Consider the following 14,024-nt stretch of genomic DNA (forward strand, 5'->3'; position numbering starts at 1 on the left):
GGACTTTCGATCCGAGACGTGTATGTGCTGGAGCCTGAGGACGCATCGATTACCATGATGGCAGTGTATTGGGTGGGCCGTGCGGTAAAATGAAGAAGTGCGGTGTGACCGACTTACAGGCCAGTCCTTCCTTGAACGCGCATTGCGAAGTGGGGTTTTGAGTCAAATAAACTTGGGGGAGCCGTAAGCGTTCCCCTGCTATACCAATGCAAAGGGTCGCTGATCTCGCTCAGAATGCTGAAACGTAGAGGCAGGGTTCGGAAGTCGCCATGCGAGCAGCTTCAGCAATGGACAAGATTGTGCATAGCGGCGCTGATAATAGCCGACGTGGAAGCTAATTATTTGTCTGCAGCATCAGCGGAACATCCCGCTTTAATAACCGGCAACTCGCCCTTTGGCAGGGGGCATCCGGATTCGCCTAACAGGCATAAGCGTAGAATTCGTTCGGCTACCGTGACCAAATGGGACGCAGAGATTGCACGCTTAAATGGGCAGGCGGTCGTAAGATCATCGCACCGCGTTACGAGAAATCGGGTGCTCGTACCTGCTTGACTTACTTAAGCCGCTGAGCGCTGGTGGATGCAATCGTTTAGTCGGGAGCGATGCCTCAAATCGACTAACACAAACTTTGAAGCGGACCACGTACCGGGGAGGCATGGGGGGGGGGCGAAGGCTCGTGTTGCCGAAGGCAACATCTTATCTATTTCATTGAAAAAACACGATAATAATGGATTTTGCGCTTTCTTGTTCTTAGAAACCTTGGGGCTGCTGGCTGAGGTCAGATTCATAGCTTCTGTATCCCGTTGTGAACGAAATAATCGTCTATCTGGTGTTTCCAAAGATATTGCGCATCGGCTTCCAACTAGCCGTACTCGAGAGAGCCATTGAATTCTTATTCGATTTTCGAAGAGGATAAGAGCCGGAAAGGGGAGGGGGGCAGATATCAGCCCCGTTGCACTGACGTCGTCCTGACGCATGCTCGCATCGTGCTATCAGACACGGCCTTGAGAGTGGCGTAACGGAGGTCTTGTCAGGGGACATCCTCTACAGTTGGGCGTGGAGCACCAGGGTAAATATGAGGCATTTCCGCTATCCGCGATAGCACGATGAACCGTACATTCTGATCTAATAGGAGTTGCCGAGAGGCATCTTTTCAGCGGGAGGAAGCCGACTTCCAACCGATGGGACGCAAACTAAGTCATCTGCAAACCCTCTAAGCCGGTTAACTGCCGGGCAAGGTGTGCTTGTTCCGCTGGTGATGGCTCTTCATGAAAAAGTAGAAGCGCTTGGAATAATTCGCCGGCAATTCGGTAAGGTTGTTTGCAATGTAATTATCAAACCTCGCCATCAGAACGTCGAGGTCCCAGCCTGGGAAATCCCGGCGAATGGCAGTGTAGGTTTCCTGATCGATTACATCTTGTGCACGGTTACCGCGGCGCCGGGTTGCCGGCTTTGCAGATGAAACGGGGGCAGGGGAGGGCGAAAGGGTTTTTGGCCCTTGTGAAGACACGCGAAAGCCATTTGCCGTGCTGGCAACCAAGGCTGCCATGTCGGCCGGGGAAACAAGATCCTCGGGATCTATTAGCGTTTCCGCAAGGCGTTTAACGCTCCGCGTTCGCGTGGCCGGCACAACCTCTCGTTTTGGTTCTGCTGCGGAAGGGGCGGGTAGAACTTGCTGAGGCTTTGCCTTCCCCTGCCAGTCTTTGCGCATTACCATCCAAAGCTTTGGATGGGCCGACTTCTCGTCCAGCACCTCTAGATGCAATTCGGGCAAGGAATCGGCACGCGCAATGGCCAGCAGCGACGCCTTGAACTTAGCTGACGTTTGCTCGCTACCGCTCTTCTGAAGAAGTGTGTCGAAACCGATAGTAAAGCCTTCCGCACCATTACCGCCGGCGTGCTTGCGTGCAGCGCGATAGAGCCAACGCTCTATCCCTCCCTTAAGATCAAAATACGCGGGATCGACGGTCAAGACGGACTTTTGGTCCAGGACGCCGTCGAAAAACCATTTTGCAAGCGTCACTTCGATGCACAGGACTTTATTGCGTCGCTCGTCGATCAACTGGGTCCAGCTATCGATCCACGAGAAAGTCACTTCCCTGGATTTGCCCTTCGCGCAAATATTCGTCTTTATGGTGGTGGCCTGCAGCCGATCGAGCGCGTCGCGCATCCGCTCATAGGCTCTCCCGGATGTATCACGGCGGATCAGTTTCATAATATCCGCTGGATGAACGCGGATCGTAGGAGACAAGTTGTTCGAGCGCTGCCGCTGCTCGTTCAAATAGGATGCGAAGAAGATCATGATGTCCGCGTCCCATATAGTCGCCATCCCGTAGTGCGGGTTGGCTGAAACGTGGACGCTCACCTGGCCATTAGGACTAAGATATTGGATCGGCTTCACGCGCTTCTTCGCTAGCGAGAAGAAGGGGCGTTGCATCGTCTCCTGATAGTCGCGCAACGATATATCCCCAAAGTCTGGCAGGGGCGTGAACATCTCAAAACTGAGCTGGACCTGCCGGCCAAGACTAGGGGGGGATTCCACCATTTTCTAAAACGCTCGAACGCTAAAAGCTGCAAGATGTTGCCGTCGGCAACATCCATGCGAACATAATGATTTTAAACGGCAAATCGGCCATTTTGTGCATTTGACAAATGGGCGCTGAGCTTGCCTCACGCCTTACCCTTTGCCCAAATCCTGGAGCGCTCAATGGCAGCCCTCAAGCTCTCCATGAGCTCGTCAATGGAACTCTCAGAAGGAACGATCTTGATCATCAACTCGCTGGCGCGATCACGTTCGACCACTCCGAATTCACGGCCCGATTGCGTAAGAAGGCTCTGCTTTTGCCTCCGTGCCCGGGCTTGCTTATTGTTCGCCGCAGACAGCAACCGCGTCACCACTTCATTGGCGGGGATAATCGCTTCGTCGAAACTCTGTTTGAGGCTCTGTTCCTCTGCGATCGAGCGGGCAGCATCTTCCATTCGCTGGCGCTTTTCCTGATCATCAATCAAAGGCAGGAGAGGCTTCGCGAAATGGAGAGTCAGATCGCGCGGTGAGCCAAAGGCAGAGACAATCGTCTGCGGCATCTCGGCAAGAGCAATATAGCGGGAAAGCGTGCCGGGACTCAGCTTCAGTCGCTCGGCCATCCGGCGCTGCACGCCTTCATAATGGGACTTGAGGGCCTCGCGATAATTTGTCGCCCGTTCGTAGTCGGAGATATCTTCCCGTTCACGGTTTTCGATATCCGCGACGCGAAATGCTGCCTCGTCGGTTAGATCCTCGATCGATGCATAGAGGCTGATCTCGGGATGATTATTGGCATTGAGCCAGGCGATCGCCCAATGCCGCCGCGTACCGGTGATCAGTTCATAGCGCTTCTCCCCATTGGGGGTCGGACGGACGATGACAGGAATTCGGTTCCCATTTTCCGCGACGAGCGAGTCAATCAACGTGCGGACTCGATCTTCGCTCAGGGCTGAATAGTCCCGTGCGTTGCCCGGCCAGATCGACACTTCATCAGGCTTGAGCGAAATCGCCGGCTTTTTTAGCATCTTGGCGGCTTCTTCGAAATTATCGAGCCGCCGCGTCGCGAAATTCATTGGTTTGCGGGCGCGGGACTGGGCTGGCCCTTCAGCAGCGGACGTGCTCTCACCTTGCTCTGCAGCCGCATTGGCAATGACTTCGTCGAATAACGCGCGCTTGCTCATGCGGCCTCACCATCCAGCATATTTTGATCGCCAAAACCCGTCAGACTCGTGGAGGGCCATTGTTGCCGGATCACATGAAGGATCTCCGAAAAAACCAGATCGAGGTTGTCTCGGCAACGGGTAAAGGTTTTGTGCGAGGAGATCGGCTTGTCGGACTCATAGACCGACCGGAACTCCTGTACCGAATTCTTGATTTCTTCAGACGCTAGAATGGGATTGGTCAACATGTTCGTGCCGCACATCTGCTGCAAGATACGCAGCATACCGGCCTCCCCATCGGCGGATCGCGAGTAATTTGAGGCAACAACTCGAATAAAGTCGTAATTCACGCCCATGTTATATTCATTGAGAGCTTCCAGCGTGTCGGCAATGTTGGTCATGAAGTGAATTGTCGATAGAAAATCGAGCTGCCGGGCCGGAACCGGGACAACGAGACCGCTCGCAGCGGCCATAACATTCATCCCGAGAAATCCCATTGCTGGAGGTGGATCGAGTAGCATCACATCAAATTCGCGGCGAACTTGACTGATACCGGCCCTGAGCAAACCGAACCTACGCATGATCTCTTCGCGCCCTTCCGCGCCTGCGACCATGTGCCACTCAATTTCACCCAGGCCTAGGCTCGACGGGACGATCTTGGTCGTTGGCCAAGCGGTATCACGGATGGTGCGGCGAAATTCGCTGAGCGGCGCGGAAGGAGCCAAGAAATGCGCAAGCGTCTCGTCGCTATCCCAGAGTTCTTCCTGGTCCACGTCGAACAAGGAACTGGTCGAGGCTTGAGGATCGCAATCTACGACGAGTACCCTTAGCCCCTGAAGCGCAAGATAATCGGCCAGATGCTTGGTGATCGTGCTTTTCCCGACGCCACCCTTGAAATTCTGAACGGCTAAAACGACCGCAGGCTCATGTGCCTGCTTTCCCGGAATGATCCCGAGAGACTGACGGATGAGCGTCAGATCCTCGAGCGTGTAATAGCGCCGACCGTTGGCACCAATCTTGGGGGCCGGCAGCCGACCTTTCGCCTCTGCCTTAGTCAACGCCTCGGGAGTGCGACCGATTAAATCCGCTGCGCGTCCCGGACCAAAGGTCAATTCGAGATTTTTCCGGGCCCGCGGTCGAAAAGCGACCTTCTTCAACTGGGCACTAAGGGCCTCACCGTTTTCGACCATGGCCTTCAGGTTGGAAACGGTATCAATCATAAAGGAGCCCCAGCCGAATCATTCGCGAAGTACGGTTGCCAATAAAATATGAAGCATCGCTATGGTTGTCAATAAATTGCCGGTTTAGGAGATTTTTTCCGAACTAGGTTGCGACGGAAGGTTCGAAAATGCTCTTTTGCCACGAACCACCTGTATCTGCAGCCACCTTTCCTCGTACCCAGAAGGTGCGAAAGGCAATGCCCTGTACTGATTTCCCGCCTCAACATGCACACGGCGCGAAAGGACGGGGACAAATCACCGCATACTCGTCCCTTGGTTGGCCATGTGCCAAGGTGAGGATGCTTTGCGCGAGTTCGGACGAAGCAGCACAATAGCCCCGTCACGCAGCGATACGCTGCGGCTCACCTTCTCAAAGAATCCAGTCCGCATCTGAAAATCGTTTGACCGATGGCACTTGATCGCTCCAACCAGCGGCGGCTTATCTGCCGATAAGCTTCACCCCTATGTCGTCGGCCAATTTGACGAGTCCCGCATAAGTCGCGTCATCTCCGACAAGGTCAACCGATGGCGCGGTAAGGGTCAAAAGACCCGGCGCAAGCCGGTCCCCAAAGAGGATGATCGCCTGAGCAGTGTCGTCCTGGCGAGACACCCAGCATAAGCCTTGCACGTCGGCGCATTGGGCATGAACCGCTTCGGCCCATGCTCGCGTCTGCGGGTAGAGATCCTTTTCCGTGTCAATCAGATCGGCGCGTGGGATACCAAGCTTCCGCAGGGCCTTGTTGGTGAGGTTCGCAAGCGTCAGCTCGGCAGCTGAAATGAGCTGCGAATGATGATGATGCCGGATTTTCCGCTTGGCGACTGTCTTCAGGCCCGCTGCAAAGGGGACATCGTGGAAGACAGTTTCCATCACTGCACACTCGAAGGTCGTGCCGCCATAGACGGTTGGGATAGGATTGCCGGCGGCATCACAGATCGGACTGAACCGCGCATTGCCGTTGAGACCGGGATTAAACTGATCCGCCGTGTACACATCTGGATGGACACGATGAATGATCTCGCCAGATGTCCAGCTTGTCCGCTTCACCAACTTATCGAGGTCCGACGGCGGTGCCTTGATCAACCGCGTCGCACCAATGCCGGCAGCCGCGCGGGTCGCTGTCGGGACATCAGGAGCGGTGGACTTGCTGGACATTGGGGTGGCCGGACGTTTGGCCTTACCCATGCAGCACCCCTGCCATCTCGTCTTCGGCCGCCGCAAGCACGCGGTCAGGCGCGCTCGCCAAAATATCCTTCGGCGCCACGCCACCCAGGAAGCTGTTCGCAGACGCGAACCAGACCGCGATATCCCAATCTTCCAAATCATTGCCGAACAGCTTCAGGATTGGCGCGAGCTGCTTGACAGGGCGATAGCCCGCATCTGCATCGAGGGCGTAACCAGGATAATAGTCGCTGCCATTGCGCCGCAAGGCGAAGATCTTGCCCTCGCGCTTCCACTTGTTGGGCTGCGCGCTGGCATTTTGTCCGCTAAAACCAGCAATCTCTGATAGTTGGGCAGCGCTCAACCATTCTCCGCTTTCCAGAACCGCCTTGCGCGCTTCGGCGTTCATCCTCGCTTCGGTCAGCAGGTGCTCGGGCAACGGAACCTGTGGGACAAGGGCGTCGACCAGCTTTTCGAGCGTCGCATTTTCCTGATCAGCGATCTTGCGTACGATCATCGGTGCAATGAGGCGCACGGCCTCTGCAAATGCCGCAGTAATCCGCTTGCTGCCATGGTCGAGCTTGAGCGCAACGATCTGGTCATCGTCCGCCCCCTTCAGCCGCTCGCGGATTTCATGCACAGAACCGGCCAGCGCCTCAATGCCGAGACTGGCCAGTTCGCTATTGGGGATCGATGCCATCATCTGTTCCATTCGAATATCTCGGTTATCAATATACAGTGATAATCTTAATATTCAATGGTCCATCGTGACCGAGCCGGTTTGCTTTCGTAGGCAGTCGTAGCCGGTACTCGGGAACGCTCATCGCTCACGTGTACGAGACGATGGAAACCGCCGCCGACACACTCACGAATAATGCTTCGACATGGCGCTTGCTGGACCTATGCTCCCCGTCCAACGACTCGTAGGAGAGGGCATAATGAGGACGTCGAACGACGCCGGCTATCCATTCCATCGGTCACAGCCAGAGGCACGAAAGGCCATCGACGCGCTCCTTCGTGGGGATTGCGCAGAAGCTATTTGCATCCAACCCGAACTTGCCCTTCGCCCGCAAATGCGCGCCATGGCCGCGATGCGGCCCCCTTCATTCATGCATTAGAGGATTGCCGCGGTAGCCCGTCCGCGTCCTGCAGGTATCGGCATCGAGGAGATGTTACCGCCGCGTTCGCCGATGGGACCGGCACGCAAAGCAATCCATATTCAGGCTTGCAGCAATAACCCTTAATAAGAGCGTCCGCGGCACGCTCATATTAAGGGTTATTGGTCATTGGCACCGGACCCAGGCACGCGCGAATTGTAGCTGCCATGGCCGTAGCGAGGCCGGAAGAGAGGTGGCCGGGTTGGTCTGAACAGGGATCGGCACTTGATAAGTGGATCGTCTGCCGGTTCTTTGCTCGCACTGCCGATATGGGGCGTCATGTAGGGAGGGCGTAGCCCGACCGGAGTGACGCCCCATATCGGCGGCCAAATTAGCTTCGCTGGCCTTTGGCTCATGCTGCCATCGCCAGCGGCAGGTTGTCAAAATATGCCTGGTCCGGGGTCCGGGCACCAAGGCTCGAATGCGGCCTCCTTGCGTTGTAAAAGTTCAGATAACGACCGATCGATACCCGGGCTTCGCTGACCGCGGCGTAGGCGCGGAGGTAAACCTCCTCGTATTTCACCGAGCGCCACAGGCGCTCGACCACCACATTGTCGCGCCATGCGCCCCGTCCGTCCATGCTGATGGCGATTTCCTCCCGGTGCAGCACGCTGGTGAAGGCGAGCGAAGTGAACTGACTGCCTTGGTCGGTGTTGAAAATCTCCGGTTTTCCGAAGCGCGCGAGCGCTTCCTCCAATGCTTCGACACAGAAGTCGGCCTCCATCGTGATCGACACCCGCCAAGCCAGGACCTTCCGGCTGAACCAATCGACGATGGCCACGAGATAGACGAACCCCCTCGCCATCGGGATGTAGCTGATGTCCGTCGCCCAGACCTGGTTGGGCCGCACAATCGGCAGTTTGCGCAGCAGGTAGGGGTAGATCTTGTGCCCTGGCATCGGCTTCGATGTGTTCGGGCGACGGTAAATCGCCTCGATCGCCATCTTCTTCATCAGCGTGGCGACATGCTGGCGGCCGATCCCGATGCCTTCCTGCCGCAGCAGATCGCGCAGCATCCGACTGCCTGCGAATGGAAATTCGAGGTGCAACTCGTCGATGCGCCGCATGATCGTTAGATCCGCCGCCGAGACCGGCCTGGGCAGGTAATAGACGCTCCCCCGGCTGATCCCCAGTTCCCGCGCCTGCCGGGCCAGCGGCAAACTGTGCGAACGGTCGATCATCGTTTTGCGCTCGGCAACAGACCGGCCTTCCCGAGCGCGCCGGCCAAAAAATCATTCGCCAGCGTCAACTCGCCGATCTTGGCGTGCAGCGTCTTCACGTCGACCGGCGGTTCGCCCGTTTCCGACGCGTTGCCCGAACCAAACACGCCTGCTGCGCCCTCCAGCAACTGGCTACGCCACGTCGTGATCTGGTTCGGATGCACGTCAAATTGCTGCGCCAACTCGGCCAGCGTCTTCTCGCCCTTCACGGCAGCCAATGCCACCTTCGCCTTGAAAGCCGGGCTGTGGTTCCGGCGGGGTCGTTTGCTCATCTCTGCTCCTGTCTCGCGGCCATCCTGGCCGCCGTCAGGCAGAAAATCCACTTAGCTCACTGTCCAGTTTTGCCAGGCCACCTCTGAAGAGAGAAGAGGGGGAGGGGCATGAGCAGGAGAAATGCTTATGTCCCTCATTGCGCACAAACCATCCCAGGAACTCGTCGATCTGGTCCAGGCCCTTGGTGGCAGGTGGCACGGTCCCATTGCCATGTGCCGGTGCCCGGCCCATGCCGACAATGATCCGAGTCTATCCCTTCGGCAGGGCGATCGGGGTATATTGGTCACCTGCTTTGCCGGCTGCACCCGTGAGGACGTTCTTCGAGAATTGACCCGGGTTCGCATCACCCAGCGCGGAACGCCACCTGAAACGACAAGCCGGGCTGGCACCGGCAACGCCGTTCGCGTCTGGAACGAGGCCGTGGACGTTCGTAACACGCTTGGCGAACGCCATCTGGCGCGGCGTCACTTCACCACGATTCCGCCGGATGTCCGCTATCATCCGCGCTGTCCCTATTTGCCCAAACCTCACACCCAGTTCCTACCCGCTTTGCTGGTCGCAGTTCGCGAGCGACGGCAACTGACGGCGATTCAGCGAATATTCCTCGACCCGGAAACGGCTGACTACACACACAAGGCGATGCTGGGAACGCCCCGGCACGGTGCGTGGCAGGGTGGATATCCTCGCCGGATTCTGGGGATTGCCGAAGGCTTCGAAGACGCCCGCGCCTTCACATTGCTGCGCAACATTCCCTGCTGGGCGTCCCTCGGCGCGCGCCGATTTGATCAGCTGATCATCCCTGATCATGTCGAGATCCTGATGCTCGCCCACGATAATGATCCTGAGGGCCTCCGTGCCGCCAACGTGGCCGCTCAGCGCTATGCTCGGCCGCGTCTCGCTATCCACCATGCTCCGCCGTCCGTGAATTTCGGTGATTGGGCCGAGCTTCTCGCCGCCCGCATGGAGCAGGGGGCGAACCTTCCTGGCTGATACGGTCCGGGACAGGAAAGGGGAGGGGGATCGGGAGAAGGTGCAGCTGCCAGGAGGGCAGCCAACCTTCGGAGATCTTCATGACCGACCTGTTCGAGGCAACCGCCCGCGCCGACCGCGAGGCCGCTGACTTGCTTTGTCGCCATCTTGACGGCAATGAACCGATAACACGTCGCCACCTCAATGATGCCATGGTGCAGGCCTTCGGCGGAAGCGATGCCGACGGCCGCTGGACCCAGCGCGACAGCTTCGAGATCCTTGAACATGCGCTGGCGCTGCATCTGGTGCGGCAACCGACGCCGCCATCATCGCTGACCGAGGTGCGAGCCGCCATCACCTTGGTTGACCGCTTGCCCACCCAGACGGTGCGCAGCGAGCAACAGATTGCCTGGCAGCAATTCTCCACCCCCGTCGATATCGCTGCGCTGGCTGTGGTGCTCGCAGATGTGCAGCACGATGACATCATCCTGGAACCCAGCGCGGGCAACGGCCTACTGATCGCCCAGTGCGGTCCACATGAATCGTTGCACCTCAACGAACTGGATCCAGCCCGCCGCGCGCGGCTCGCCTCCGCATTCCCTCATGCCAGCATCACCGGCCATGACGGGGCGACGCTCAATTCCACCCTCGCATCAATCGAGCGGCCGACGCTCGTTCTCATGAATCCGCCTTTCGCGCGCTCGTTTGGACGCGGTGCCGATGACTATGCCGCCGTTCGTCATCTCCAGGCCGCGCTCAGGATGCTTCGCCCAGGTGGAAGACTCGTCACTATCATGCCCGACTGGTTCAGCAACAACGGTCGGATGCGCGACCAGTTCGAAACCACCCTGCGCGATACAAGCGTGCGAACCTCGCTGCGCTTGGAAAAATGCTACACCAAGCATGGCACATCGATCGCCGTCAGGTTGTTCGTGATCGACAAAGTGCCGGGCGGCACAGTTCCATCGACGATCCAGCGGGCCTCCGTTGCGGATTTCCTAGATTGCTGCACGGTTGCTGCGCGCTCGGAGGTTCGGACCGTCACGGCCCCCGCGCCCAAACGTAGCGCGGGCATCTCCCTGTTCCGCGCGGTCAAAAGCACCAAGCCCGCGCCACGACCCTGGCATGCGCCGGTGAAAAATGATGTCCTGCCGGTCGATTACACGCCGCTCGATATCCCGGCGCCGCTGCTCGAACAGACCGGCATCTATCTTCCCTATCGGCCCAGCCGTATAGCTTTCACATCCGCCGGCGAACATCCGACCGCACTGGTGGAGTCGATCGCCATGGGGTCGATCCCGGCGCCCATCCCAAGCTACGTCCCGCATTTGCCCGAACGGACCGTCACGGAACGGCTGCTCTCCGCATCCCAGCTCGAAACCGTCGTCTATGCCGGCCACGCCTGGTCGCAATTCCAGCCGGGACGCTCCAGGCCTGACAAGGAGGGCGTTGGCCTTGTCATAGCCGAAGATGGCGACCGTTATCGCAAGGGCTTTTTCCTGGGCGACGGCACCGGGGCAGGGAAGGGGAGGCAGGTCGCCGCCTGCATCCTCGACAATTGGCTCGCCGGCCGTCGCCGCAACATCTGGGTTACCAAGAATGAGCCGCTGCTCGAAGACGCGCGCCGCGACTGGACTGCGCTCGGTGGCGTCGCAGCCGATATCCAGCCGATCAACAACTGGAAGATCGACGAGCCCATCACGCTCCAGGACGGGGTGTTGTTCGTCACCTATCCGACCCTCCGCTCGATGCGATCCGATCATAGCCGCTTGCGGCAGATCATTGAGTGGGCAGGGGCTGATTTCGAAGGCGTGATAGCCTTCGACGAAGCCCATGAGATGGGCGGCGTGGCAGGCGGGGAAGGGGCTCTTGGCGCCAAGGCTGGATCGCAACAGGGTATCTGCGGCGTCCGGCTCCAGAACCATCTTCCGCTCGCTCGCGTCCTCTATGCGTCGGCCACCGGCGCCTCCGAGGTCAACAATCTTGCTTATGCGGTGCGCCTGGGGCTGTGGGGACCAGAAACGGCCTTCGCCGATCGGGAACGGTTCATCACCGACATCCGTCAGGGCGGCATTGCGGCCATGGAATTGGTGGCGCGTGATTTGAAGGCCATGGGCCTCTACCTTTGCCGGGCGCTGAGCTTCGCCGGCGTTGAATATGATGTGCTCAAGCACAGCCTGACCCCGGCACAGATCGAGATCTACGACATCTATAGTTCGGCGTGGTCGGTCATTCATCGCAATATGGAGGCGGCGCTTGAACAGACCGGCGTTGTCGATGGCCTTGAGAACACGACCCTCAATAGCGGCGCCAATGCCGCGGCGCGGTCGCGCCTGCACAGCACGGTGCAGCGCTTCTTCGGCCAAGTGCTTCTCTCGATGAAATTGCCGACAGTGATCGCTGCGGTCGATCACCATTTGCGCGAGGGTCAATCGGTGGTGCTGCAGCTTGTGACCACGGCAGAGTCCATTCTCGATCGTCGCCTTGGAGCGCTCAGTCCTGATGAGCGGGCGGAGCTTAGTTTGGACTTGTCTCCGGTCGATTTCATGGTGGATTATCTCGAACGCGCCTTTCCAACGCGCCAAATGCGGGTCTTCACCGACGATACTGGCACCGCCCGATCGGAGCCGATGACCGATGATCATGGTAATCCTGTCTATAACCCACAGGCCGAAGCGGCGCGCGCCGGGCTCATAGAGCATATCTGCGCGCTACCGCCGATCGCGGCCGCGCTCGATGGGCTGCTGGAGCATTTCGGCCATGACCATGTCGCCGAGGTCACCGGGCGGACCAAAAGGCTGGTATCGACCGGCGGTGGCGCGCAGAAGCTGGAAAGCCGATCCACCCGCTCGTCCCAGGCCGACGCTGCGGCATTCATGGCTGGAACCAAGCGCATCCTGGTCTTTTCCGACGCCGGCGGCACCGGCCGCTCCTATCATGCTTCGCTCGACGTGGTGAACCAGGAGCAGCGCGTTCATTTCCTGCTCGAACCGGGGTGGCGCGCTGACCGGGCGATCCAAGGCCTCGGCCGAACCCACCGTACCCACCAGGCCAGCTCCCCGCTGTTCCGGCCGGTCACGACCGACTGCAAGGGCGAGTTGCGCTTCACCAGCACGATCGCCCGGCGGCTCGATAGCCTGGGTGCGCTCACGCGCGGCCAGCGCCAGACCGGCGGCCAAAACTTGTTCGACCCTGCCGACAATCTGGAGAGCGAATATGCCTGTGCCGCGCTGACCAGCTGGTTCCACCTGCTCGTGAACGGCAAACTTCAGAGCGTCAGCTTTACCGAGTTCGAGGAGCTGACCGGGCTCGAACTGACCGACAAGGACGGCATATTGAAGGAGGACCTGCCGCCGATCCAGCGCTGGCTCAATCGCTTGCTCGCGCTCCCCATCGATCTTCAGAACCGGATTTTCGACGAGTTCCTGACGCTGGTCGAAACCCGTGTCACGGCTGCGCGCGAAGCGGGGCGGCTCGATGTCGGCGTCGAAACCATGTTGGTTGATGATGCGACCATCCTTGATGATACCGTGCTGCGCACCGATCCGCTCAGCGGCGCCACCTCGCATCTTATCACCATCGAGGTTGCCCGACGCCGAACGCCCGTATCGCTGGAACGCATCCTTCGGATCGCCGATGCCGATGATGCGTCGGAGTTTCTGATCAACGGCAAGTCCGGCAAGGTGGCGCTACAGGTGCAGGCACGCTCCCTGATGGAAGAGAATGACGGTACGCCCATTCCCCGCGTCGAGCTGATGCGGCCCACCCGGCGGGAATATCAGCGCGTAGCGGACATGTTTGAAACCGCCTGGAAACCCATCTTGCGCGAGGATTTTGCCGAGCGCTGGGCGGCCGAGGCCGATGAAGCTGCGCAGACGCTGGAACGCGAGACCATCCGGATAGCGACCGGATTGCTGCTGCCCATCTGGTCAGCGCTTCCGAGCGATCATCTGATCGTCAACCGCATTGCCACGGCCGATGGCCGCTCTTGGCTGGGCCGCATGGTCTATGATGAACATGTCGCCCACCTCTACACCAAGCTAGGCGTGGATCGTGCCGACAATCTCCCGGCGGACCAGATTGCGAAATCGGTTCTGTCGGGCCGGAGCGTCGACCTTGTCCGTCCCTTCGCGATCACCGTCAAGCGGGCGATCGTGAACGGCAAGCCGCGTATCGAACTGGTCGGGGCGCCGGCGGCCCAGTTGCCTTGGCTTAAATCGTTGGGCGCCTTCACTGAAATCATCCAGTTTCGGACTCGGGTCTTTTTGCCGGTGGCCGAAGCGGAGTTGATCCTGGGGAAAATCCTCGAACCAACCTGATGCGATGAAAGGGAAGGGGGAGCG

8 protein-coding genes are annotated in these 14,024 nt (G+C 58.8%); 2 read left to right on the top strand and 6 right to left on the bottom strand.

From position 1 onward, the window contains the following. Positions 1–1,222: 1,222 nt before the first annotated feature. From HHL26_RS18805 to HHL26_RS18830, 6 genes are all read right to left on the bottom strand, one after another. Positions 1,223–2,458 (bottom strand): replication initiator protein A, encoded by a 1,236-nt coding sequence (locus HHL26_RS18805; protein ID WP_226870473.1) that lies wholly within the window; start codon positions 2,456–2,458, stop codon positions 1,223–1,225. Positions 2,459–2,670: 212 nt separating this feature from the next. After that, positions 2,671–3,705 (bottom strand): ParB/RepB/Spo0J family partition protein, encoded by a 1,035-nt coding sequence (locus HHL26_RS18810; RefSeq protein WP_061940018.1) that lies wholly within the window; start codon positions 3,703–3,705, stop codon positions 2,671–2,673. After that, positions 3,702–4,904 carry an AAA family ATPase gene (locus HHL26_RS18815; protein WP_061940020.1) on the bottom strand — a complete coding sequence of 401 codons (1,203 nt, stop codon included), beginning with the start codon at positions 4,902–4,904 and terminating at the stop codon, positions 3,702–3,704. Before HHL26_RS18815 ends, HHL26_RS18810 begins: the two co-directional genes overlap by 4 nt. A 439-nt stretch (positions 4,905–5,343) precedes the next feature. Then, entirely contained in the window at positions 5,344–6,087 is a 744-nt protein-coding gene (locus tag HHL26_RS18820) for an RES family NAD+ phosphorylase (protein WP_061940023.1), read from the bottom strand. Beyond that, positions 6,080–6,775 (bottom strand): hypothetical protein, encoded by a 696-nt coding sequence (locus HHL26_RS18825; protein ID WP_226870471.1) that lies wholly within the window; start codon positions 6,773–6,775, stop codon positions 6,080–6,082. The genes HHL26_RS18820 and HHL26_RS18825 overlap by 8 nt, the downstream gene beginning before the upstream one ends. A 797-nt stretch (positions 6,776–7,572) precedes the next feature. Further along, positions 7,573–8,711, bottom strand: a protein-coding gene (locus HHL26_RS18830; RefSeq protein WP_099187111.1) for an IS3 family transposase whose coding sequence is annotated in 2 segments (ribosomal slippage) — positions 7,573–8,444 and positions 8,444–8,711 — 1,140 coding nt in all. Because the reading frame shifts where the segments join, the coding sequence is not laid out codon by codon here. Positions 8,712–8,991: 280 nt separating this feature from the next. Between HHL26_RS18830 and HHL26_RS18835 the strand changes: the two genes are divergently transcribed. Then, positions 8,992–9,702, top strand: a complete 711-nt coding sequence (locus tag HHL26_RS18835; RefSeq protein ID WP_346765600.1) for a toprim domain-containing protein — start codon at positions 8,992–8,994, stop codon at positions 9,700–9,702. Positions 9,703–9,782: 80 nt separating this feature from the next. After that, positions 9,783–14,000, top strand: coding sequence for a strawberry notch-like NTP hydrolase domain-containing protein (locus HHL26_RS18840; RefSeq protein WP_061934253.1), 4,218 nt, complete (start codon positions 9,783–9,785; stop codon positions 13,998–14,000). Positions 14,001–14,024: the final 24 nt, after the last annotated feature.

The organism is Sphingobium sp. TB-6 (assembly GCF_012927365.1).
In the GTDB taxonomy this organism is placed as follows: domain Bacteria; phylum Pseudomonadota; class Alphaproteobacteria; order Sphingomonadales; family Sphingomonadaceae; genus Sphingobium.